Raw genomic sequence first — 20,702 nt, 5'->3', positions numbered from 1 at the left:
TCGGTCTCTCAGACACGCCTAGCCATGCCCTACACCCACTGCCCCGACTGGGCCACCGCCCTGCTCAACGGCTTCAGCCAGATTTTCCTCCAGCGTCATCCGCTGTGCGGTCTGCTGTGCCTGCTGGCGATTCTCTTCACCGCACCCGCCTTGTTTGGCGGTGCGTTGCTCGGCGGCGTGGCCGGGTTGCTCACCGCCCAGCGACGCGGTTATGCCAAGGTTGATCGACAGGCCGGACTGTTCAGTTACAACGGCATCCTGCTGGGCTTGCTATTGAGCCTCGCGTTACCCTGGTCAGCCGTGTTGCCGCCATTGATTATTGCCAGCGGCGGCCTCAGCGCGATGTTGACCGAGCAATGGCTCAAGCGCAGCCGTGGCCCTCAGTGCCTGCCCGCCTACACCGCGCCGTTCGTGGCGCTGGGCTGGTTGCTGCTGAGTTTTGCCCCGGCACAGCCATCACCCGTTTCGGTTGAACTGACGATGGCCAATTTGCTGGCCGCTTGTTGGAGCGGACTCGGTCAGGTCATGTTTCTCGACCAGCCATTCGCCGGTGCGCTGATCGCTGTGGGATTGTTGATTGCCAATCCACGCGCCGCCGGGTGGGCGATGCTGGGTTCAGCCGCTGGCCTGGGGTTCTCCCTGCTGCATCACGACACGACCCAAGCCCTGTCGGGGCTCGGCGGTTATAACCCGGCCCTGGTGGCGCTGGCCCTCAGCCAACAACGCCGCCAGCGATGGTTGCCGCTGGCGGGTATTGTGCTGGCGCTCATACTCACACCGGGCTTTCTTGCCCTCGGTCTGGCGCCGCTGACCGCGCCCTTCATCCTGGCCTGCTGGCTGGTTCATGCCACCCACCGAGTGTGGCAACAGGCCAGTCGGGACACTGCGCCTTGCGCTTTGCGGGGCAATCACCCTAGGCTTCGCTGACTATTGGTTCAGGCGAAGGTTATGGATAGCAGCAACTGGCGTGAACGCCTCTACGTGATCATTTTCCAGACCGACACCGTGGCCGGCCGGCGCTTCGACAGCACACTGCTGTTGATCATCCTCGCCAGCCTGGTGATCGTGATGCTCGACAGCATCGACAGCGTGCACCAGAACTACGCCTCCCTGCTGGCCGCCATCGAATGGGGGTTCACCTTCATCTTCATCGTCGAATATGGCCTGCGCCTGTACTGCTCGCCCAAGCCCCTGCGCTATGCGTTCAGCTTCTACGGCCTGGTGGACTTGCTGGCGATCGTGCCCGGGATCCTGGCGCTGTACTACAGCGACGCCCAGTATCTGCTGATCGTTCGCATCATTCGCATGCTGCGGATATTCCGCGTGCTCAAGCTCAGCCCTTACCTCAAGCAAGCCAACTACCTACTGGCGGCGCTGCGGGGGAGCAAGCAGAAAATCATCGTGTTCCTGGTCAGCGTCTCGACCCTGGTGACCGTGTTCGGCACCTTGATGTACGTCATTGAAGGCCCCGAGAACGGTTTCACCAGCATTCCCAAGGGCATCTATTGGGCCATCGTCACACTGACCACCGTGGGCTTTGGCGATATCGTGCCCAAGACGGCATTGGGCCAGGTGGTTTCGTCCCTGGTGATGATCACCGGTTACTCGATCATCGCCGTGCCGACGGGCATTTTCACCGCTGAGCTGGCCACGGCCATGCGCGGTGACCAGCTCAAGCATGATTGTCCGGTCTGCAGCAAAAACAACCACGATCATGGAGCTGCGTTCTGCTCCCGTTGCGGCAATGCGCTGTTTAAGAAACTGGAATAAGCAAAGCACTTTTTAATGCTTGATGGCCTATTGGCTTGCCGCTAGTGTGCCGGCTAATTGCCCGGAACCCCTTTCAAATAAAAAGGAATTCGCAGTGAAGAACTTCTTTGGTGCCTCCCTTCTCGCCGCTGGCCTGACCTTTGGCAGCCTGGCCCACGCCGCCCCGCCCCTGCTCAACGTTTCCTACGACGTGATGCGTGATTTCTACAAGGACTACAACACGGCTTTCCAGAAACACTGGCAGGCCGAGCACAACGAAAACATCATCGTGCAGATGTCTTTCGGCGGTTCCAGCAAGCAGGCACGCTCGGTGATCGACGGGCTGCCAGCTGACGTCATCACCATGAATATGGCCACCGACATCAATGCCCTGGCGGATAACGGCAAACTGGTGCCCGAAAACTGGGTCACCCGCTTACCGAACAACAGTGCCCCCTTCACCTCAGCCACCGTATTCATCGTGCGCAAGGGCAACCCGAAAGCGCTGAAAGATTGGCCCGACCTGCTCAAGGACGGCGTGCAGGTGATCGTGCCCAACCCGAAGACCTCCGGCAACGGTCGCTACACCTACCTGTCGGCCTGGGGGTATGTGCTCAAGAATGGCGGTGACGAGAACAAGGCCAAAGCCTTCGTCGGCAAACTGTTCAAGCAGGCGCCGGTACTGGATACCGGTGGCCGTGCCGCGACGACCACTTTCATGACCAACCAGATCGGCGACGTACTGGTGACCTTTGAAAACGAAGCCGAGATGATCGCCCGCGAATTTGGCCGCGACCAGTTCGAGGTGATCTACCCGAGCGTTTCTGCCGAAGCCGAGCCACCGGTGAGCGTGGTCGATAAAGTGGTTGAGAAGAAAGGTTCTCGCGAGGCCGCCGAGGCCTACCTCAAGTACCTGTGGTCGCCCGAAGGCCAGGAAATCGCCGCCGCCAACTACCTGCGCCCACGGGACCCTGCGGTACTCGCCAAATACACCGACCGTTTCCCGAAAGTGGACTTCCTGTCCGTGGAAAAAACCTTCGGCGACTGGCGCACAGTGCAGAAGACTCACTTCAATGACGGTGGGGTTTTCGACCAGATCTACAGCGGGCAATAACGTCCTATCCACATTTGATCGTTCCCAGGCTCCGCGTGGGAACGATCACGCCTGTTTCATCATCAATAGCAAGCATGTCCGATATCAGCCACAAAGCCTGTTCCAGAGCCCGCTAACTCTTTAGCCTCACGCCATCCTTTCAAGCTACTAATGAGATTGCCATGAGTGCCCATCCCTCCTCCGTGCCCGCCGGTACAAGCCTGACTCGCGGCATGGTCCTGCTCTTCGCCTTCTGCTGCGGCGCCATTGTCGCCAACATCTACTACGCCCAGCCCATCATCGAACTGATCGCACCCGACGTCGGCCTGAGCAGCACCATGGCCAGCCTGATCGTCTCGCTGACTCAGATCGGTTATGCCCTGGGCCTGTTTTTCCTCGTGCCACTGGGGGACCTGCTGGAAAACCGTCGCCTGATGATCCTCACCACCGTTGTGGCGATTGCCAGTCTGTTGGCGGCAGCGTTCACCGACCAGCCGAACGTGTTCCTGCTGGTCTCGCTGCTGGTGGGGTTCAGTTCGGTGTCGGTGCAAGTCCTGATCCCGCTGGCCGCGCACTTGGCCCCGGAAGAGTCCAGAGGGCGGGTCGTGGGCGGGATCATGGGCGGCCTGCTGCTGGGGATCCTGCTGGCGCGGCCGATCTCAAGCGTGGTGGCCGATCACTTCGGCTGGCGGGCGATGTTCATGATCGCCGCCGCCTTGATGGCGGCGATCAGCATCGTCCTCGCATTGACCGTGCCCAAGCGCCAACCCGACCACAGCGCCTCTTATGGCCAACTGCTGGGCTCGCTCGGCACCCTGTTGCGCCAGCAGCCATTGTTGCGCCAACGAGCCTTTTACCAGGCCTGCATGTTCGCCACCTTCAGCCTGTTCTGGACCGCCGTGCCGCTGGAGCTGTCGCGCAATCATGGCCTGTCGCAAACTGAAATCGCCCTGTTCGCCCTGGTCGGTGCCATTGGCGCCATCGCCGCGCCCATTGCCGGTCGCCTGGCGGATGCCGGTCATACCCGCATCGCTTCGTTGCTGGCAATGCTGTTGGCCAGCCTGAGTTTTCTGCCAGCGTTCATCCATCCGCTCTACAGCGTCATCGGCTTGGCGGTTACGGGCGTGGTGCTGGATTTCTGTGTGCAGATGAACATGGTCCTGGGCCAGCGCACCATCTATGCCCTCGATGCCAAAAGCCGCAGTCGTCTCAATGCGCTGTACATGACCAGCATCTTCGTCGGCGGCGCGTTTGGTTCATCGATTGCCAGCGCGGTGTACGAGCACGGCGGCTGGTTATGGGTGGTGATCGTCGGCAGCGGCTTCCCGCTGCTGGCCTTGCTGAGTTTCCTGAAGACCTCGAAAAAACACGCACTGGCGACGGCCTGATACCGTCGCGACAGGGTCGCAATGCCCGGCGGCCGAGGCCTGCCGGGCAACATCAAAAAGCGGTCAAATCCGCACGTTGCCTCGCGGCCCGGCAATCGCCCAGATGATCAGGCCCAGCACCGGCAACAGAAGGATCAACAGCACCCATAGGACTTTTGCCCCCGTTCCCGCGCCACTCTTGAGCACATTGATGATCGCCCAGATATCGAGCGCCAGGATGATCAGGCCAATCAGGCCATTGAAGGTGGAACCCATGGTGTCGCTCCCAGATGGTGATATGCCCACTTAGGATAGCGGGGGCCCGGCGAGGGTTCCGTTTTATTGCGTCAGACGTGGATCGCAACCTTGAGCGCTTCCAGAGCCGGCGCGGCGGCGATGCCGACTTCGGCGCACAGCTCCAGCACGCGCGGCACGTCGTTGCCATACACCAGAACCATTTGCAGTTCATCGTCGAGCAACTGGCTGAAATTCATCAGCACATAACCGCCGTTTTCCTTGTTCAGACTGCTCATCTGGATCTGGATGCGATTGAGCGCCGTCAGGGCTTCGGTTTTCGCCAGTTGCTTGGGCTTGAGGTTGAAGGCCACACCGGGGCCGAACGAGGCAACGATTTGTTCGAACAGCTCTACATAAGTGTCGGCCTGAAACAACACGGTGTCCGGCAGGCTACCCACCACCACCCACTCGCCCAGTGGAATCGGGAAGCTGTCGTCGTAGTTGATGTCCGGGTTGGCCGCCAGAAAAGCCGCCGGGTCGGCGTAGGCCTGGGCCGCTTCGTCAGCGATTTTCGCAACGTCCGCATCGCCCAGGCAGCCGGAGCTTATTTTGCTGATGAGTTCGACGAGTGCGGCTTTCATGGGGAAAATCCTGTGGCGATTGGGTTTTGAGGGCGCGCAGGATAGCGCATCACATTGATTGAGTCAGAAAGCTGTGGCCTGGGAGCTTTTGTGGCGAGGGGATTTATCCCCGCTGGGCTGCAAAGCAGCCCCAAAAGATAGGGATCAACCCAACAACTTCTCCAACTGCGCCGTGGTATCCACCGCGCCCATGGTCCTGGCTGCATCCAGCGCCGAGACGCCGTTGGCATCCTTGGCCTTGGGGTCGGCGCCTTTGCTGATCAGGTAATCGACGATCTCCACACGATTGAACATCGCCGCCATCATCAACGCGGTGCGACCATCGAAGGACGAGCCTTCCACCTGCGCCCCGCCGTCTACCAGCGCGGTGACCACGGCCAGGTCGCCCTTGAACGCCGCACCGGCAATCGGGCTCTGGCCATTGTCATTGCGGATTTCCGGATCGGCCTTGTTTTCCAGCAATACCTTCACCGTCTCCACATGCCCGTGGTAAGCGGCCAGCATCAGCAAGGTGTCACCCTTGTGATTGCGCAGGTTGGGGGGCAGACCTTTGCTCAGCAAGGCGGCCATCATGGCGGCGTCACCCTGGCGTGCGACATTGAACACCTGTTCGGCAAACTCCGCAGCCTCTTCCGGGGTCATCTGGCGGCTTGTATCGGACATGGGAAACTCCACTTAAGTCTTCGCAAAGCGGCTAGTTTCCCGAGGGACTCCAGGCCTGTCATCCCTTTTTTCTCTGCACCGTGCATAGTCAGAATCAATAACGGTACTGTCCCTGCTGAATCTGCGCCGCCAGTTGCCGGTCGACCCGCACGTAGGTCGCGGTGCCGGGCAGCCAGGCGTAGACCGGCTCATCGTCCGTGGCGCACGGGTCGAAGGCTTCGCTCTTGAGGCGGTTTTTCTGGTATTTGAAGGTGCCGGTGGTGTCCATTTTTACCTTGATGCGCAAGAACAACGGCACCGCATAGGCCGGCAACTTGCACTGCAAAAATTGCAACAGCTCAGCAAAATCCAGGGTAGCCAGGGATTCGGACGGAGTAATCGCCGCCATGCCGGCGCGGCCATTGGTGCCATTGATTTCGACGCCATAAGCCACCGCCTCGGCGATTTGCGCGTGCTGTAGCAATACGTTTTCAACTTCCGTGGTGGAGACGTTCTCGCCCTTCCAGCGATAGGTATCACCGAGGCGATCAACGAACTGCCCATGGCCGAAGCCGATGTTGCGCAGCAGGTCACCGGTATTGAAGTAACGGTCACCAGGAACGAAGACGTCCTTGAAGATGGTTTTTTCGGTCTTGGCCGGATCGGTGTAACCGTCCAGCGGCGCCTTGTCGTCAATGCGCGCCATCAGCAGGCCCGGTTCTCCCTTGGGTACTTTCTGCATCCGGCCTTGCAGGTTGCGCAACGGCGCCCCGCTGTCATGGTCGTACTGCACCAGTTCCCAGCCCATCAGGGAAAATCCGACGGTGTTGTCGAAATTCAGCACATTGGTGAAGCCGATATTGCCGTCGCTGGCCGCGTACAGCTCGCAGATATGGTCGACACCAAAACGCGTCTTGAAGGCCGACCATGCCCCGGGGCGCAAGCCGTTGCCGATCATCTTCCGGACCTCGTGCCGCCGGTCCTCGGCACTGGCGGGCTGGTCGACCAGGTAGCGACACAATTCACCGACATAGCCCAGGGTGGTGGCCCGGTAACGGCGAACGTCACTCCAGAACTGGCTGGCGCTGAACTTGCGCCGGATCGCAAACCCCGAGGCGCCGCAGATCGCCGCTCCCCAGCACACGCACAGGCCCGTGGCGTGGTACAGCGGCAGCGTGCAATACAAGACATCCGCGGGCTGCATGTCCAGGGCGATCAGGCCGAAACTGGTGGAAGTGCGCATCCAGCGCCCGTGGCGAAACACCCCGGCCTTGGGCAGCCCGGTAGTGCCCGAGGTGTAGAGATAAAAACATGGGTCGTTGAAAAAAACCTGCTGACTGCTGGCCGGGTTGTCACCTGGATGGCTGGCGCTGCTACTTATCAGATCGACAAAACCGGAAGGAACGACGGCGCTGTCCTGGTCGGCGACCCACCAGGTTCGGTGGCCGGACAGTGAGGTGCGGGCTCGCACGTCGTTGAAGGCCGCGACCCGTTCTGCCCCGACCACCACCGCGATAGGCGTGACCAACGCCAGGCTGTGCACCAGCGCGTCCCCGGTCTGCGAGGTGTTGACCATGGCGCTGACCGCACCGACCTTCGCCACCGCCAGCACCGTCACCAGCATCTCTGGCCGATTCTCGATGAAAATCGCCACGCAGTCGCCCTTGCCGATGCCCTGTGCCAACAGGTAATGAGCGATGCGATTGGCCTGTTCGTTGGCCTGCGCGTAACTCAATACCGTGTCGCCACACAACAACGCCGGCCCTTGGGGATTGCGCTGGGTGGCCTGTTCGAAACACCAGCCCAGGCCGCAAGGCTGGGTCGGGTCCTGGACGTTGGCGAGCTTCATGCCTTTGACGATACGGGGAATGGCTCTGGCAATAGTGGGTAGCTTGCGCAGCATCTTGCCCCAGGTAATGGCGTCGCTGGATGTACGACTCATGGTCACTCCCGTTCGACCTCGTGGGTCTGGGTTCTTGTTGTCGGGCTGGAGCTCAATTGCGCTCGAAATTACGCCAGCGATTCCGGCGCTGTACATGCGGTTTTTGCAATGTTTTGTATCCACCGTTCCGGACAGGCGGAGCATGAGCGCCAGAAATCCATTTGGTTCAACAAAAGATCAGCCGACCACGCAAAATGCAGGATGCACGATGGCCATTCATGCAAGTTGCACGAAAGCAAAAATAGGAGGAATTGTTAACTGATTGTTTTATAACGTTTTTTAATCAAGCCCAACGCTGGCACAGACACTGCAACTACCTCTCCACGGTTTGCCACCACCATGGAGCAGTCAAATATGAACATGATTCAAGAAAAGTTTGCGTCCCTCTTCTCCAACTACGAAGTGACCACTCAGGCCCGCCCGGATGGCGGTATCCTGCTGACCTTGCGCAACAGCGAAGGCAAACTGTTTAAACGCACAATTTCCTACGCCCAGTTGCACGCCGGGGACCAACTGTCCTGGGCAATCAGCGCAATCCGTCGCGACCTGGCGGAACAGGCCAGCGAGTTGCCGCAGATCGCCATGCTGCAAAGCCAGCATCGTTTTGCGCTGCCGACCTATCACAGCGCCTGATCGTGTTGTGGGAGCGAGCTTGCTCGCTCCCACACTCCTCTATCAAAAACGCGCAGGATCGATCCGGGCAAAACTGTCCACCGTGACATGCCCTTGCAGCTCACCGCCCTCGCGCGCCACTCCGCACGTAGCCATGCCGGCATCACGGGCCGCATCCAGTTCCTGGACGATGTCCGACAGAAACAGAATCTCCTCCGGGGCTACGCCCACCGCCGCGCTGATGCGCTGGTAGGACTGGACTTCCCGCTTGGGTCCCGATGTGGTGTCGAAATAACCACTGAACAACGGCGACAGATCGCCAGCCTCGGAACAGCCGAAAATCAGCTTCTGTGCCTGGATCGAGCCCGAGGAATAAACGAACAGCCGTAAACCTTGCTGATGCCAGCGCTGCAGTGCCTGCACCGCGTCCGGGTAAACGTGCCCTTTCAACTGCCCCGCCTGATACCCCTGCTCCCAGACCATGCCCTGCAACGCCTTGAGCGGCGTGGCCTTGCGGTCTTCGGCGATCCACTCCAGCAGGATCGCGATGACGCGCTCGATGTCAGCCCCCGGCTCACCATTGTCCTGACGCACCGCTACCAATTGCTCGGCGACGTCGGCGCGGTTGGCATGCTGACGAACGAAATCCGGAAGATGTCTGGCGGCATAGGGAAACAACACATCGAACACGAAACTCACCGCACTGGTGGTGCCCTCGATGTCAGTGAGAATGGCTTTGATCGACACAGGCTCAGTCCTCCAGGCGCGGGAAACGGCTGGCGATGTCGTCGCCAGTGAACTTCGCGACCCAACCTTCCGGGTTGTTGAACAGGCGAATGGCAACGAAATGTGGATGCTCGCCCATGTCGAACCAGTGCGGCGTGCCCGCAGGCACCGAGATCAGGTCATTCTTTTCGCACAGTACGGCGTAGACGTAATCGTCGATGTGCAGGGTAAACAGGCCACGACCGGCGACGAAAAATCGTACTTCGTCTTCAGCATGGCGATGTTCATCGAGGAATTTGGCCCGCAGTTCGGCTTTTTGCGGGTGATCGCTGTTGAGGCTGATGACGTCGACCGTGACGTAGCCGCGCTCGGTCATCAACCGGTCGATCTGGGTCTTGTAGGCGGCAATCACTTCGTCCTGGCCGGCGCCTGGCTGGATTTTCGTCGCCGCTTCCCAGCGGTCGAAGCGAACACCTTTATCGGCCAGGGTCGCGGCGATGTCTTCGAAATGGGTCAGCACCTTGTTCGGAATGTCGGGGCTTGAGACGTGATAGACGGACAGGCTGCTCATGGTTAGGGCTCCAGCAAATTAACGGTTCAGGAGTGCGCGGGTCTTGAGCTCACACTCAAACAGGAACTCGAACGCTTCGATCTGGCGCAGGGCATCGTTCATGCTCGGCCCCCAGGTATACAGGCCATGCCCGCGAATCAGGTAGCCGACGCAATCGGGGTGAGCCTCGAGCCACGGCTGCACCTGGCCGGCCAGGCGCGCGATGTCCTGGTCGTTGTCGAAAATCGGCACGCGGACACAGGATTCGTGGGTCGACACACCGCTGAAGGCTTTTTGCAGTTCGTAGTCTTCAAAGTCGATGAAAGCCTGATGGGTCAGGCGCGACAACACCGTGGCATTCACCGAATGGGTATGCAGCACCGCGCCGATCTCCGGGCGCCAGCGATACAGCTGGGTGTGCAGCAGGGTTTCGGCGGAGGGTGTCTTGCCGCGCTCCAGGCTGTTGCCGTCCAGGTCGGTGGCGAGCACATCATCCAGGCCCAGTTGCCCCTTGTGCTTGCCGGACACGGTGAGCAAGGCCTGGTCAGGGGCAAGCCGGGTCGAATAATTGCTGCTGGTGGCCGGGGACCAGCCGCGGCCATACAAAAAACACCCGGCGTCGATGATTTCCCGGGCGAGCTGTTCACGGGTAAGGCTCATGGCCTGTCCTCTTGCATACGTGTGGCAATGATAACGGCTGCAGCGAAGGCTGCGAGGCTGGCGATGCTGAAAGTCCAACTGGCACCCAGGGCGTTCCAGCTGTAGCCGGAATACAACGCGCCCAACGCCCCGCCCATGCCGGCCAGGGCGGCGTACAACGCCTGGCCCTGGCCTTGCTGGCGTGGGCCGAAGCTACGTTGCACGAAATGGATGGCAGCGGCGTGAAAACTGCCGAAGGTCGCCGCGTGCAGCACCTGGGCAAACAACAGGACCCAGAGAAATTCGGCCAGTGAGCCCAGCAGCAGCCAACGCAACGCCGCCAGCAGGAAACTCACCAGCAGCACCCGACGCACGGAAAACCGCGCCAGGATCCGGCTCATCAGCAGGAAGATCAAGACTTCCGCGACCACGCCAATGGCCCAGAGCATACCGATCAACCCGCGGCTGTAACCCAGGCCTTCCAGGTGCAGCGTCAGAAAGGTGTAATACGGCCCGTGGCTGACCTGCATCAGCCCCACGCACCCATAGAACGCCAGCACCCCAGGGTTGCGCAGTTGCCGCAGAAAACCTTCCCCCGCGACTCGCGGCCCCTGTGTCGGCTGGGCATTGGGGACCCAGAAGCTGGCGAGCACGATGCCGCCCATGATCAGCACCAGCGCCACCGGGTAAATGTCCAGGCTCAGCCATTCGAACAGCCGGCCAAGCGCAACCACGGTAATGATGAAGCCGATGGAGCCCCACAGGCGGATCTGGCTGTAGCGCGAAGTTTGCCCGCTCAAGTGGGCCAGGGTAATGACTTCGAACTGCGGCAACACCGCGTGCCAGAAGAACGCGTGCAGCGCCATGACCAGCGCCAGCCAGGCGTAGCTCTGATCGATGAAGATCAGCGAGAACGTCAGCAGCGTGCAAATGGCGCCAAAACGCACGATCGCCAGGCGCTGACCGGTGTAATCCCCCAGCCAGCCCCAGATATTCGGTGCCACGCAGCGCATCAGCATGGGGATCGCCACCAGCTCGCCGATGCGCGCCGCGTTGAACCCCAGGTGATCGAAATACAACGCCAAAAACGGCGCCGTCGAACCAAGCAGCGCGAAATAGAACAGATAGAAACTGGAGAGCCGCCAGTACGGCAGAGCCGCCATGGTCGTCAGGCCACGGCGGTCGGCAGGTCAGCCATCAAAGCTGGCCCAGCACCGGGGTGCTGACTCGCACATCGGCGTTCTGGCCGCGATGACGCAGCAGGTGGTCCATCAGCACGATCGCCATCATCGCCTCGGCGATTGGCGTGGCGCGGATGCCGACGCACGGGTCATGACGGCCCTTGGTGATGACGTCCACCGGGTTGCCATGGATGTCGATGGAGCGCCCCGGCGTGGTGATGCTGGAGGTTGGCTTCAATGCCAGGTGCGCCACGATCGGCTGGCCCGAGGAAATGCCACCGAGGATGCCGCCAGCATTGTTGCTGAGGAAACCTTGCGGGGTCAGTTCGTCGCGGTGCTCGGTGCCACGCTGGGCGACACAAGCGAAACCGGCGCCGATTTCCACGCCCTTCACCGCGTTGATGCTCATCAGCGCGTGGGCCAGTTCGGCGTCGAGACGGTCGAAGATCGGCTCGCCCAGGCCCGGCATCACACCTTCGGCCACCACGGTGATCTTCGCGCCGACCGAATCCTGGTCGCGACGCAATTGGTCCATGTAGGCCTCAAGGGCCGGCACCTTGTCCGGGTCGGGGCAGAAGAAGGCATTCTGTTCCACCGACTCCCAGGTCTTGAACGGGATTTCGATGGGACCCAACTGGCTCATATAGCCACGAATCACGATGCCCTGGCTGGCCAGATACTTCTTGGCAATCGCGCCGGCCGCCACGCGCATGGCGGTTTCCCGGGCCGAACTGCGGCCGCCGCCACGGTAGTCGCGCTCGCCGTATTTATGGTGGTAGGTGTAGTCGGCGTGGGCCGGGCGGAACAGATCCTTGATGGCCGAGTAGTCCTTGGACTTCTGGTCGGTGTTGCGGATCAGCAGGCCAATGGCGCAGCCGGTGGTGCGTCCTTCGAACACGCCGGAGAGGATTTCGACTTCATCGGCTTCCTGGCGCTGGGTGGTGTGGCGGCTGGTGCCCGGCTTGCGCCGGTCCAGGTCACGCTGCAGATCGTCCAGGGTAATCTCCAGGCCCGGCGGACAGCCGTCGACAATGGCGACCAACGCCGGGCCATGGCTTTCGCCCGCGGTGGTAACGGTGAACAGCTTGCCGTAGGTATTGCCGGACATGCAGGGTGCTCCGTGAAAAACGCTGAGAGACTCAACCTTGGATTCGTAGTGGGCGCCAGTATACGCAGGCTCCCCGACGAGTTCATCCTCGAACCTTATCGATGCCTGTCAGTCCAACCGGCACCTTCGTAACTAATGGCGTGATGATGTTAAAACTGCTTGCCTTGAGCCTTGCCCTGTTGACCGGCCTGCTTTCCAGCCTGGCCCAGGCCACCGTCCTGCAACGACCGATCAGCCTCGACACCGGCAACGGCGAGCTTTTCGGCTCGCTGCTGTTACCCAAATCCGACGCACCGGTGCCGGTTGTCCTGATCATATCCGGGTCGGGTCCTACCGACCGTGACGGAAACAACCCCGACGGCGGGCGCAACGATAGCCTCAAGCGCCTGGCCTGGGTGCTGGCCAAGCACAACATCGCCAGCGTGCGCTATGACAAACGCGGGGTGGCCGCCAGCCTTGCGGCGACCCCGGACGAACGCAACCTGAGCGTCGAAGCCTACGTGGCCGACGCCGTGGCCTGGAGCCGCAAACTGGCTGCCGATCCGCGAATGGGTCCGTTGATCCTGTTGGGTCATAGCGAAGGCGCGTTGATCGCCAGTCTCGCCGCGCCCCAGGCCAATGCAGCTGCGGTCATCTCGCTGTCCGGCAGTGCCCGGCCGATCGACCAGGTGCTGCGTCAACAACTGAGCAGCCGCCTGCCTCCCCCCCTGATGGTGCGCGCCAATGAGCTGCTGGACAGCCTCAAGGCCGGTCGGCTCGACCCAAATGTGCCGCCGCAACTGCAGGTCATCTTTCGCCCTAGCGTGCAGCCCTACCTGATATCGCTGTTCCGCCAGACGCCGGCCCAGGCTTTCGCGGCGCTGAAGATGCCAGCGTTGATTATCCAGGGCAGCCATGACATTCAAGTCAGCGTCGATGACGCCAGGCAGTTGCAAGCCGCCAAACCCGACGCCGAGCTGGCGCTGATCAAGGGCATGAACCATGTCATGCGCATCGTCCCCAACGACATGGAGCGGCAATTGGCCTCCTACAAAAATCCAAACCTGCCCCTGGCGGCCGAACTGGGTACGCACATTCTGGGTTTTATTAGCTCATTACCCGCTCGATAAGCGGTTTTTCCCCTCCAGTCCTGGCAAAAACGGCCGATAGACCGGTGTCGGACAGCGCCATGGCTGCCGACGGGCCGGCCTGGACAGGATTTTGCCGTTATGACTGACACTCAAACTTCACCCGACACCCCCGCCGAAACGCCCGCCGCTCCAGTGGCGGAGCTGCCTTGGGCGGATGTGCAGGCCGAGCACCATAAAATGCTCCGGCTGGCACCGCTCAAGACCGACCGTGCCACGGGTGCGCGGCCGCTGCGGTTTGTCGAATTCAGCTATGCCGAGCGCCACAGCAAGGAGCGCAGTTTGCTGCGCATGAGCATCCAGTTGCCGGGCCAGCGGGTGCGCAAGGAACAGAATCACCTGGACGTCTGGGCCGACCACGTCGATAAACGCCTGTATTTTTCCCCGGACAGCTTGCAGGTCGAGCCGCTGAACCGTGGCATTGGCCGCTTCCTCGCCGCACAGGGCATTACCTGGGCCAAGAAGCGCTGGTCGAGCTACCGGGTCGATGGCAGCGACCTGAATAACAAGGACGCGCTGAACGAAGACACCCGCCTGCGCCGCGACCACTTCCTGAAAGCCCATGGTTTCGAAGTGGTCTACGCCGACGCCCAGCACCTCAAAGGCAGCGTCAAGCCAGCCGAGGTTGGCAATCTGCTGGGGGACTGGAACACCGAAAAACTGCAGTTCGTGGAAATTCTCGAAGCCGCGCAGATGCTCCAGCAAGCCGAGCAGAACCTGGCGGAGCAGGAAGTCAAACTCAAGCAGCAGGAAGAAAAGGTCGCCAAGTTCAAACGCGAAGACAACGGCCTGCGTTTCACCATCACCTGCCTGGTCGCATTTGCCATGTTCCAGGCCGGGTTGTTGATCTGGATTGCGACGCGTAGCTAAGACTGAACACCGCCTAACCCCTGTGGGAGCGAGCCTGCTCGCGATGGCGTCGTGTCAGCAGTCTTCAAACTGACTGACACCCCCTCATCGCGAGCAGGCTCGCTCCCACAGGTTTGCATCCTCGGTGACAGACCCGGGCGCGCCCGTCAGATCAATTGTCGTCAAACCCGCGAAGCAAACAACGCCTGATGCTGACGGCACTGTTCGGCACTGAGCATGAACACACCATGCCCGCCGCGTTCGAAGTCCAGCCAGGCAAAATCGACTTCCGGATACAACGCCTCGACGTGGACCTGGCTGTTGCCCACCTCGACAATCAACAAACCCTTCTCGGTCAGATGGTCGGCGGCCTCGGCCAGCATCCGGCGTACCAGGTTCAAGCCATCATCGCCACAGGCCAGGCCCAGCTCCGGCTCGTGCTGATACTCCTGGGGCATGTCGGCGAAATCTTCGGCATCGACATAGGGCGGGTTGGACACGATCAGGTCGAAACGCTGGCCCGGCAAGCCCTCGAAACCATCCCCCTGGACAGTGAACACGCGCTCGTCGACGCCGTGACGCTCGATGTTCTGGTTGGCCACTTCCAACGCTTCGAACGACAGGTCAGCCAGCACCACCTCCGCCTCCGGGAATTCGAAAGCGCACGCGATGCCGATGCAGCCGGAACCGGTGCAGAGGTCGAGAATCCGTGCCGGTTCCTGACCCAGCCAGGGCGCAAAACGGTTTTCGATCAGTTCACCAATGGGCGAGCGTGGAATGAGCACGCGCTCGTCGACGATGAAAGACATTCCGCAGAACCAGGCTTCACCCAGCAGGTAGGCCGCCGGGATGCGTTCGGCGATGCGTCGGCGCAGCAGGCGTTGCACATGGACCAGCTCTTCATCTTCGAGACGGCAGTCCAGGTAGCTATCGGCAATCTCCCACGGCAGATGCAACGCGCCCAACACCAGTTGCCGGGCTTCATCCCACGCATTGTCGGTGCCATGGCCGAAAAACAGATCCTCTCCATGGAAACGACTGACGGCCCAACGTATATGGTCGCGCAGGGTACGGAGACGGGAAGTGATCACGGCGGCAAACTCCAGAAAAAACGACTGGCGAGTCTACCAGCCAAACACTCCCCTCACCAAAGCACGCCTCAAACACACCTCAAACGCGCACGAAAAAGGACGGGGCAGATGTAGGATTTATCCGTTTTTCGCGCTGACTATTGAACAAGACAGACATCTTGACAAGGCTGTAGGCCAGCAACGACGGCCCTTGCGATGGAAGCGATTCACAGAACCGCTCAGCCAGAGGAGAATGTCGCAAAAGCCCCACTCGAAGGAGCCCCAGAATGTCCGTTCCAAAAACGATGTTTCAACTCAGCGGTCGCGGTTACGCAGCGGCCAATCTGAGTCAAGCGACGCTGATCATCATCGATGCCCAGAAAGAATACCTCGCCGGCCCCCTGGCGTTGAGTGGCATGGATGCGGCGGTCGCGAACATCAAGCAATTGCTCGGCGCGGCCCGTGCTGCCGGCCGGCCGATCGTGCATGTGCGTCACCTGGGCACCCATGGCGGGCTGTTCGACCCACAGGGCGAACGCGGGGAGTTCATTAGCGGCCTGGAACCCCAGGGCGACGAAACCGTGGTGGAAAAACTGCTGCCCAGCGCGTTTCACGGCACCGAACTGAAAAAGCGCCTGGAGGACCTCGGCCCCCTGGACCTGATCGTTTGTGGTTTCATGAGCCATTCCAGCGTCAGCACCACCGTGCGTGCCGCCAAGAACCTGGGCTTTCGTTGCACTCTGGTCGAAGACGCCTGCGCCACTCGCGATCTGCCGCACAAGGGCGGAGTCCTGAGTGCCGAACACGTGCACCAGACCGAAATGGCGATCATGGCGGACAACTTCGCCACCCTGGCCCTGACCCGCGATTTCATCTGACACCCCTTCGATAAGCGGCCCGTTGCGCCGCTTATCCGCAAAAGCCTCTCATTTGCCGCAATTGCCGTAGTGTCAGGAACAACCCGAACATCTTCCGGTCGAAGGGCCGATACCCATTGAGGAAGGTCGGAATGAAGTTATCCGATGGTTTTGACGCACGTCGCTTGCGGCCCAAAGGCCCGAGCAACTGGCGCTTGCGTTTCGGTGCCGCGCTCGCGGCGCTCCTGGCAACGCTCGGTGTACTGCTGTCGATGGCGGGCGCCGCCAGCCTGCTGGGTCGCCCGCCCGCCCTGGGCGAGTTGAACGCAACCCCGCTCGGCTCCACGATCATTCTGGTGATCGGCTTGCTGGTACTGCTGTTGGGCGTGTGGCTGTGGCGCCTTTGCCGCCGTCGGGCCCGCCAATCCCTGGAGCTGGCCATGGCTCCTCACTTGATGAAAAAGCACGACTGACCCGCCGCCCGACGTTTTGTCGCGCCGGATCCCGCAGGAGTTGGGTAAACTGGCCGGCCTTCGCGGAGGCTGACATGCAAGACGACGACTTTTCCCTGTTCAAAAGTGCGATCCAGGGTGTTAAACCGATCAAGCACGACCGTGCCGAAACCGGCAAACCCAAGGCGGATCGCGCACAAATCGCCAAGCTGCGCCAGGCCGCCACGGTGCGCACCGACGCCACCACCGTGGATGGCTTGTCCGACCAGTTCGTGATCGACGTAGGTCCTGAAGACGAGCTGATGTGGGCTCGCGACGGCGTTCAGGAAAGCCAGATGCGCAAGCTGAAGGTTGGCCAGATTCCCTTCGAAGGCAGCCTCGACCTGCACGGCATGACCGTGGAAAAAGCCCGGGAAACCCTCTGGGCCTTCCTGGCCGAAGCCACCAAATTCGAAATCCGCTGCGTGCGCGTCACCCACGGCAAGGCCGTGCGGCTGGACGGCAAGCGGCCGATGATCAAGAGCCACGTCAACACCTGGCTGCGCCAGCACCCGCAAGTGCTGGGCTTCACCTCCTGCCAGGCGAAACACGGTGGCGCCGGGGCGGTGTACGTGATGCTCAAGCGCACCATGATGGAAGGCCGCGACGAGTAGCACCCGATTGCCGAGCTTGCAGCGCCGTGTCCGCCACCGTACCCTTGCCCTTTGCGTAAAATCCCACAGGTAGTTTCATGTCTCTGGAACAGAATTACACCGCGATTCTCGGCCAACTGGGCGAGGACGTTTCCCGCGAGGGCCTGCTCGACACGCCCAAGCGCGCTGCCAAGGCCATGCAGTACCTCTGCCGCGGTTACGAACAGACCCTCGAAGAAGTCACCAACGGTGCCTTGTTCAGCTCCGACAACAGCGAAATGGTGCTGGTCAAGGACATCGAGTTGTACTCGCTGTGCGAGCACCATTTGCTGCCCTTCATCGGCAAGGCCCATGTGGCCTACATTCCGAGTGGCAAGGTGCTGGGGCTTTCGAAAGTCGCACGCATCGTCGACATGTACGCACGTCGCCTGCAGATCCAGGAAAACCTCAGCCGCCAGATCGCCGACGCGGTCCAGCAGGTGACCGGTGCCCTGGGCGTGGCGGTGGTGATCGAAGCCAAGCACATGTGCATGATGATGCGCGGTGTGGAAAAGCAGAACTCTTCGATGATCACCTCGGTGATGCTTGGCGAGTTCCGCGAAAACGCCGCGACCCGCAGCGAGTTCCTCAGCCTGATCAAGTAACCCCCCGCATGAAAAAAACCGGCATTGATCGCCGGTTTTTTTTCGCCCGTGAAAAATCAGGTAAGCTGCGCGCCCTCTTCTTCCCTGTCGTGAGGCTTAATACCGTGATCGTCAAAGCGCTGCGAGTTGGCCTGGGCCAGCTGATTATTTTCATCGACTTCATCACCCGCCCCGGCAAGAAGCAACGTCCGGCCGAAGCCCAGGCGCAAGTCAATCAGGCCGCCCGCAGCCTGACGCTCTATCAGTTCCACGCCTGCCCGTTCTGCGTGAAGACCCGCCGCACCCTGCACCGCCTCAACGTGCCGGTGGCCTTGCGGGATGCAAAAAACAACGAGCAGGATCGCCAGACGCTGCTGGAGCAAGGCGGCAAGATCAAAGTACCGTGCCTGCGCATCGAAGAGAACGGCGAGACCACCTGGATGTATGAGTCCAAGGTGATCATTGATTATCTGGATAAGCGGTTTGCGGCAGTCTGATAGTTTTATGGTGTATTTGCGGGCCCTATCGCGAGCAGGCTCGCTCCCACAATGGAACTGTGGATAACTGGGTTTTGTGATCGACTCTGAACCCTGTGGGAGCGAGCCTGCTCGCGATGGGGCCAGTCCAGTCACCACATAAGTCAGGCTGCTTTTACCGCCAAAGCCTCCCGCACCACCCCCGCCAACCGCTTAAGCCCCTCATCCAGCCGCGCCGGGTCAATGTGGCTGAAGTTCAACCGCAGGTGCCCCGGATGCTTGTCCGGCTCGGGAAAGAACGGCTCTCCCGGCATGAACGCGACGTCGGCAGCCAGGGCGGCGTCGAGCAAGGTGCGGGTGTCCTGCGGTTGCTTGAGGGTCAGCCAGAAAAACAGCCCGCCCTGAGGCACGTTCCAATGCGCGATATCGGAAAAATGTGTTTGCAGCGCCGCCTGGAACCGGTCGCGACGATCCCGGTAAAAATCCCTCAACTCGCTCAAATGGCTTTGGTACTGCTCGGTGCCGATCCATTGCAATGCCTGCCACTGACCGATGCGATTGGTGTGCAGGTCCGCCGACTGCTTGAGCCGCAGCAGGTGTGGGAACAGATCCTGGCTGGCGATCAGGTAACCCACACGTAGCCCGGGCAACAGGGTTTTCGACACAGTGCCGGTGTAGATCCAGCTGGCTTTCTTCAAGCGACTGGCAATCGGCGTGGCGCTGCCGCCGTCGAAGGTCAGCTCGCGGTAGGGCTCGTCTTCCACCAGGGTCACGCCGAACTCATCCAGCAGCGCCGCCACGGCATCGCGCTTGGCTTCGCTGTAGCGCACCGCCGAAGGGTTCTGGAAGGTGGGAATCAGGTAGATGAACGCGGGGCGATACTGTTCCAGTCGGGCTCGCAACTGTTTCAGATCAGGCCCATCGGCCTCCAGGGGCACCGTGATGCAGTCGGCGCCAAACAGCTGGAAAATCTGCAACGCGGCCAGGTAGGTCGGCGCTTCCAGCATGACTTGAGTGCCGACATCGATGTGCAGCTTGGCCGCCAGGTCGAGGGTTTGCTGGGAGCCGCTGACCACCAGTACCTGACTGGCTTCACACGCCAGGCCCAATGACCGCGCCTGTGCCGCCAGGGCTTCGCGCAAGGCCGGTTCACCTTCGCTCATGCCGTATTGGCCCATGGACACCGGCATGGCCGCCCATTCGACTTTCGGCAGCATGGCTTCGGCCGGCAGGCCACCGGCGAACGACATCACTTCAGGACGCTGCGCGGCGGCGAGGATTTCTCGAATCAAAGAACTTTTGAGGCGCGAGACACGTTCGGAAAAAGCCATGGGGGTCACCTGTAGCGGGTCACTGGAAAAATGAGTCAAACTAGTTGACCGAAATTACTCCGACCTCTCTGGATACGTCAACATGCTTGACCTTAAAAACCCGGCCTCCCAGCAAATGGCCATGGAAGCGTTCTTCTTCGGTTACCAGGCGTTTACCGCCAAGGCCGATGAAATGCTTGAGCGTCGCGGGCTGAGCCGGGTGCATCAGCGCATCGTTTTTTTTATCGCCCGCTACCCATCCCTGAGCGTGAAGGAATTGCTGACGCTGCTTGGCGTGAGCAAACAGGCGTTGAACATGCCGTTGCGGCAGTTGATGGAAATGCACCTGGTGAACAGCGTCGCGTCCGAGACGGACAAGCGTAAGCGGCTGCTGGAACTGACGGCCGAGGGCGAGCGCTTCGAACAGGCGTTGCGTCGCGAGCAGGTGAAATTGCTCGAGCGGGTATTTGCCGAGGCTGGGGAGGAAGCGGTGAATGGGTGGTTGGCGGTGAACCTGGGATTGGGCAAGGGTTCGGCGAGCTGAGGGATTTGTAGCGTCAGAACCAGCGCCATCGCGAGCAGGCTCGCTCCCACAATGGATCCCCCATGCGCACAAATTTTGTGAACGACGCAGCTCCCCTGTGGGAGCGAGCCTGCTCGCGATGGCGTCCTCACAGTCGATATATCCCTACCTCCCAGACTTTTCGTCGACAACATAGAAAACATTATTTGCTTTATTTGTATACAAAAGCATAATTCGCTTCGTGCGAGTTCTTGACCATAAGGTCAAAAAACCTCGCCGGCCTTACCTGCCTCAAA

Annotated in this window: 24 protein-coding genes; 13 read left to right on the top strand and 11 right to left on the bottom strand. The window is 60.7% G+C overall.

What is annotated here, in order from left to right; all coding sequences use genetic code 11:
- The first annotated feature begins 24 nt into the window (after positions 1 to 24).
- From BW979_RS11035 to BW979_RS11020, 4 genes are all read left to right on the top strand, one after another.
- Positions 25 to 927, top strand: coding sequence for an urea transporter (locus tag BW979_RS11035; protein WP_076383803.1), 903 nt, complete (start codon positions 25 to 27; stop codon positions 925 to 927).
- Between the two features lie 21 nt (positions 928 to 948).
- Positions 949 to 1,770, top strand: coding sequence for an ion transporter (locus BW979_RS11030; protein WP_047229612.1), 822 nt, complete (start codon positions 949 to 951; stop codon positions 1,768 to 1,770).
- Between the two features lie 94 nt (positions 1,771 to 1,864).
- Positions 1,865 to 2,863 carry a sulfate ABC transporter substrate-binding protein gene (locus BW979_RS11025; protein WP_047229613.1) on the top strand — a complete coding sequence of 333 codons (999 nt, stop codon included), beginning with the start codon at positions 1,865 to 1,867 and terminating at the stop codon, positions 2,861 to 2,863.
- Between the two features lie 161 nt (positions 2,864 to 3,024).
- A complete protein-coding gene (locus BW979_RS11020) occupies positions 3,025 to 4,230 on the top strand; it encodes an MFS transporter (protein ID WP_076383802.1) in 1,206 nt (401 codons plus the stop codon).
- A 63-nt stretch (positions 4,231 to 4,293) separates the two neighbouring features.
- Here BW979_RS11020 and BW979_RS11015 read toward each other — a convergent pair whose 3' ends face one another.
- The 4 genes from BW979_RS11015 to BW979_RS11000 form a co-directional block, all read right to left on the bottom strand.
- Complete coding sequence (locus tag BW979_RS11015) at positions 4,294 to 4,485, bottom strand: PLDc N-terminal domain-containing protein (RefSeq protein WP_047229615.1); 192 nt, start codon at positions 4,483 to 4,485, stop codon at positions 4,294 to 4,296.
- 71 nt (positions 4,486 to 4,556) lie between these two features.
- Positions 4,557 to 5,087: a hypothetical protein gene (locus tag BW979_RS11010; RefSeq protein WP_076383801.1), complete on the bottom strand. Its 531-nt coding sequence runs from the start codon at positions 5,085 to 5,087 to the stop codon at positions 4,557 to 4,559.
- A 144-nt stretch (positions 5,088 to 5,231) separates the two neighbouring features.
- The gene (locus BW979_RS11005; RefSeq protein ID WP_047229617.1) at positions 5,232 to 5,750 is read right to left on the bottom strand and encodes an ankyrin repeat domain-containing protein; all 519 of its coding nucleotides are present in this window, start codon (positions 5,748 to 5,750) and stop codon (positions 5,232 to 5,234) included.
- A gap of 94 nt (positions 5,751 to 5,844) precedes the next feature.
- Positions 5,845 to 7,671 (bottom strand): long-chain-acyl-CoA synthetase, encoded by a 1,827-nt coding sequence (locus BW979_RS11000; RefSeq protein WP_047229618.1) that lies wholly within the window; start codon positions 7,669 to 7,671, stop codon positions 5,845 to 5,847.
- Positions 7,672 to 8,025: 354 nt separating this feature from the next.
- Here BW979_RS11000 and BW979_RS10995 point away from each other — a divergent pair, with 354 nt between their 5' ends.
- Positions 8,026 to 8,304, top strand: coding sequence for a DUF3509 domain-containing protein (locus tag BW979_RS10995; protein ID WP_042732342.1), 279 nt, complete (start codon positions 8,026 to 8,028; stop codon positions 8,302 to 8,304).
- A 42-nt stretch (positions 8,305 to 8,346) separates the two neighbouring features.
- On the opposite strand, the gene mtnC is transcribed toward BW979_RS10995, so the two are convergent.
- From mtnC to aroC, 5 genes are read right to left on the bottom strand one after another with little or no spacing between them, the layout of a single operon-like run.
- Positions 8,347 to 9,030, bottom strand: a complete 684-nt coding sequence (gene mtnC, locus BW979_RS10990) for an acireductone synthase (RefSeq protein ID WP_047229619.1) — start codon at positions 9,028 to 9,030, stop codon at positions 8,347 to 8,349.
- A 4-nt stretch (positions 9,031 to 9,034) separates the two neighbouring features.
- Positions 9,035 to 9,580 carry a 1,2-dihydroxy-3-keto-5-methylthiopentene dioxygenase gene (locus BW979_RS10985; protein ID WP_047229620.1) on the bottom strand — a complete coding sequence of 182 codons (546 nt, stop codon included), beginning with the start codon at positions 9,578 to 9,580 and terminating at the stop codon, positions 9,035 to 9,037.
- An 18-nt stretch (positions 9,581 to 9,598) separates the two neighbouring features.
- A complete protein-coding gene (locus BW979_RS10980; protein ID WP_047229621.1) occupies positions 9,599 to 10,219 on the bottom strand; it encodes a methylthioribulose 1-phosphate dehydratase in 621 nt (206 codons plus the stop codon).
- A complete protein-coding gene (locus BW979_RS10975; protein ID WP_047229622.1) occupies positions 10,216 to 11,361 on the bottom strand; it encodes an MFS transporter in 1,146 nt (381 codons plus the stop codon). The genes BW979_RS10980 and BW979_RS10975 overlap by 4 nt, the downstream gene beginning before the upstream one ends.
- A gap of 34 nt (positions 11,362 to 11,395) precedes the next feature.
- On the bottom strand, positions 11,396 to 12,487 hold the full coding sequence (aroC, locus tag BW979_RS10970) for a chorismate synthase (RefSeq protein ID WP_047229623.1): 1,092 nt from the start codon (positions 12,485 to 12,487) through the stop codon (positions 11,396 to 11,398).
- Positions 12,488 to 12,630: 143 nt separating this feature from the next.
- Here aroC and BW979_RS10965 point away from each other — a divergent pair, with 143 nt between their 5' ends.
- On the top strand, positions 12,631 to 13,596 hold the full coding sequence (locus BW979_RS10965) for an alpha/beta hydrolase (protein WP_047229659.1): 966 nt from the start codon (positions 12,631 to 12,633) through the stop codon (positions 13,594 to 13,596).
- Positions 13,597 to 13,695: 99 nt separating this feature from the next.
- Positions 13,696 to 14,484, top strand: coding sequence for a hypothetical protein (locus BW979_RS10960; protein WP_076383800.1), 789 nt, complete (start codon positions 13,696 to 13,698; stop codon positions 14,482 to 14,484).
- A 161-nt stretch (positions 14,485 to 14,645) separates the two neighbouring features.
- Here the strand turns inward: BW979_RS10960 and prmB are convergent, their stop codons facing one another.
- The gene (prmB, locus tag BW979_RS10955; RefSeq protein WP_047229625.1) at positions 14,646 to 15,554 is read right to left on the bottom strand and encodes a 50S ribosomal protein L3 N(5)-glutamine methyltransferase; all 909 of its coding nucleotides are present in this window, start codon (positions 15,552 to 15,554) and stop codon (positions 14,646 to 14,648) included.
- 266 nt (positions 15,555 to 15,820) lie between these two features.
- Here prmB and BW979_RS10950 point away from each other — a divergent pair, with 266 nt between their 5' ends.
- The 5 genes from BW979_RS10950 to BW979_RS10930 all read left to right on the top strand — a co-directional run bounded on the left by BW979_RS10950 (position 15,821) and on the right by BW979_RS10930 (position 18,594).
- Entirely contained in the window at positions 15,821 to 16,411 is a 591-nt protein-coding gene (locus tag BW979_RS10950; RefSeq protein ID WP_047229626.1) for a cysteine hydrolase family protein, read from the top strand.
- 131 nt (positions 16,412 to 16,542) lie between these two features.
- The gene (locus tag BW979_RS10945; RefSeq protein ID WP_047229627.1) at positions 16,543 to 16,863 is read left to right on the top strand and encodes a hypothetical protein; all 321 of its coding nucleotides are present in this window, start codon (positions 16,543 to 16,545) and stop codon (positions 16,861 to 16,863) included.
- 74 nt (positions 16,864 to 16,937) lie between these two features.
- Positions 16,938 to 17,495 carry a Smr/MutS family protein gene (locus BW979_RS10940; protein WP_025214971.1) on the top strand — a complete coding sequence of 186 codons (558 nt, stop codon included), beginning with the start codon at positions 16,938 to 16,940 and terminating at the stop codon, positions 17,493 to 17,495.
- 77 nt (positions 17,496 to 17,572) lie between these two features.
- A complete protein-coding gene (folE, locus tag BW979_RS10935; RefSeq protein ID WP_003204506.1) occupies positions 17,573 to 18,118 on the top strand; it encodes a GTP cyclohydrolase I FolE in 546 nt (181 codons plus the stop codon).
- Between the two features lie 104 nt (positions 18,119 to 18,222).
- Positions 18,223 to 18,594 (top strand): glutathione S-transferase N-terminal domain-containing protein, encoded by a 372-nt coding sequence (locus tag BW979_RS10930; RefSeq protein ID WP_047229660.1) that lies wholly within the window; start codon positions 18,223 to 18,225, stop codon positions 18,592 to 18,594.
- A gap of 143 nt (positions 18,595 to 18,737) precedes the next feature.
- Here the strand turns inward: BW979_RS10930 and BW979_RS10925 are convergent, their stop codons facing one another.
- Positions 18,738 to 19,904 carry an aminotransferase-like domain-containing protein gene (locus BW979_RS10925; RefSeq protein WP_047229628.1) on the bottom strand — a complete coding sequence of 389 codons (1,167 nt, stop codon included), beginning with the start codon at positions 19,902 to 19,904 and terminating at the stop codon, positions 18,738 to 18,740.
- Between the two features lie 82 nt (positions 19,905 to 19,986).
- On the opposite strand from BW979_RS10925, the gene BW979_RS10920 reads away from it, so the two are divergent.
- Positions 19,987 to 20,427, top strand: coding sequence for a MarR family winged helix-turn-helix transcriptional regulator (locus BW979_RS10920; RefSeq protein WP_047229629.1), 441 nt, complete (start codon positions 19,987 to 19,989; stop codon positions 20,425 to 20,427).
- Positions 20,428 to 20,702: the final 275 nt, after the last annotated feature.

The sequence above is a fragment of the Pseudomonas sp. A214 genome, from assembly GCF_900156295.1.
GTDB classification, from domain to species: Bacteria; Pseudomonadota; Gammaproteobacteria; order Pseudomonadales; family Pseudomonadaceae; genus Aquipseudomonas; species Aquipseudomonas rhizophila.
Note: the sequence above shows the minus strand (reverse complement) of the source record. Positions and strands in the feature narration are given on the sequence as shown.

Bases quoted from the DNA above. Each gene is read 5' to 3' on its own strand.
- BW979_RS11035 (WP_076383803.1), top strand. From the start codon at position 25: ATGCCCTACACCCACTGCCCCGACTGGGCCACCGCCCTGCTCAACGGC.
- BW979_RS11030 (WP_047229612.1), top strand. From the start codon at position 949: ATGGATAGCAGCAACTGGCGTGAACGCCTCTACGTGATCATTTTCCAG.
- BW979_RS11020 (WP_076383802.1), top strand. From the start codon at position 3,025: ATGAGTGCCCATCCCTCCTCCGTGCCCGCCGGTACAAGCCTGACTCGC.
- BW979_RS11015 (WP_047229615.1), bottom strand. From the start codon at position 4,485: ATGGGTTCCACCTTCAATGGCCTGATTGGCCTGATCATCCTGGCGCTC.
- BW979_RS11010 (WP_076383801.1), bottom strand. From the start codon at position 5,087: ATGAAAGCCGCACTCGTCGAACTCATCAGCAAAATAAGCTCCGGCTGC.
- BW979_RS11005 (WP_047229617.1), bottom strand. From the start codon at position 5,750: ATGTCCGATACAAGCCGCCAGATGACCCCGGAAGAGGCTGCGGAGTTT.
- BW979_RS11000 (WP_047229618.1), bottom strand. From the start codon at position 7,671: ATGAGTCGTACATCCAGCGACGCCATTACCTGGGGCAAGATGCTGCGC.
- BW979_RS10995 (WP_042732342.1), top strand. From the start codon at position 8,026: ATGAACATGATTCAAGAAAAGTTTGCGTCCCTCTTCTCCAACTACGAA.
- BW979_RS10985 (WP_047229620.1), bottom strand. From the start codon at position 9,580: ATGAGCAGCCTGTCCGTCTATCACGTCTCAAGCCCCGACATTCCGAAC.
- BW979_RS10980 (WP_047229621.1), bottom strand. From the start codon at position 10,219: ATGAGCCTTACCCGTGAACAGCTCGCCCGGGAAATCATCGACGCCGGG.
- BW979_RS10975 (WP_047229622.1), bottom strand. From the start codon at position 11,361: ATGGCGGCTCTGCCGTACTGGCGGCTCTCCAGTTTCTATCTGTTCTAT.
- aroC (WP_047229623.1), bottom strand. From the start codon at position 12,487: ATGTCCGGCAATACCTACGGCAAGCTGTTCACCGTTACCACCGCGGGC.
- BW979_RS10965 (WP_047229659.1), top strand. From the start codon at position 12,631: ATGATGTTAAAACTGCTTGCCTTGAGCCTTGCCCTGTTGACCGGCCTG.
- BW979_RS10960 (WP_076383800.1), top strand. From the start codon at position 13,696: ATGACTGACACTCAAACTTCACCCGACACCCCCGCCGAAACGCCCGCC.
- BW979_RS10950 (WP_047229626.1), top strand. From the start codon at position 15,821: ATGTCCGTTCCAAAAACGATGTTTCAACTCAGCGGTCGCGGTTACGCA.
- BW979_RS10945 (WP_047229627.1), top strand. From the start codon at position 16,543: ATGAAGTTATCCGATGGTTTTGACGCACGTCGCTTGCGGCCCAAAGGC.
- BW979_RS10940 (WP_025214971.1), top strand. From the start codon at position 16,938: ATGCAAGACGACGACTTTTCCCTGTTCAAAAGTGCGATCCAGGGTGTT.
- folE (WP_003204506.1), top strand. From the start codon at position 17,573: ATGTCTCTGGAACAGAATTACACCGCGATTCTCGGCCAACTGGGCGAG.
- BW979_RS10925 (WP_047229628.1), bottom strand. From the start codon at position 19,904: ATGGCTTTTTCCGAACGTGTCTCGCGCCTCAAAAGTTCTTTGATTCGA.
- BW979_RS10920 (WP_047229629.1), top strand. From the start codon at position 19,987: ATGCTTGACCTTAAAAACCCGGCCTCCCAGCAAATGGCCATGGAAGCG.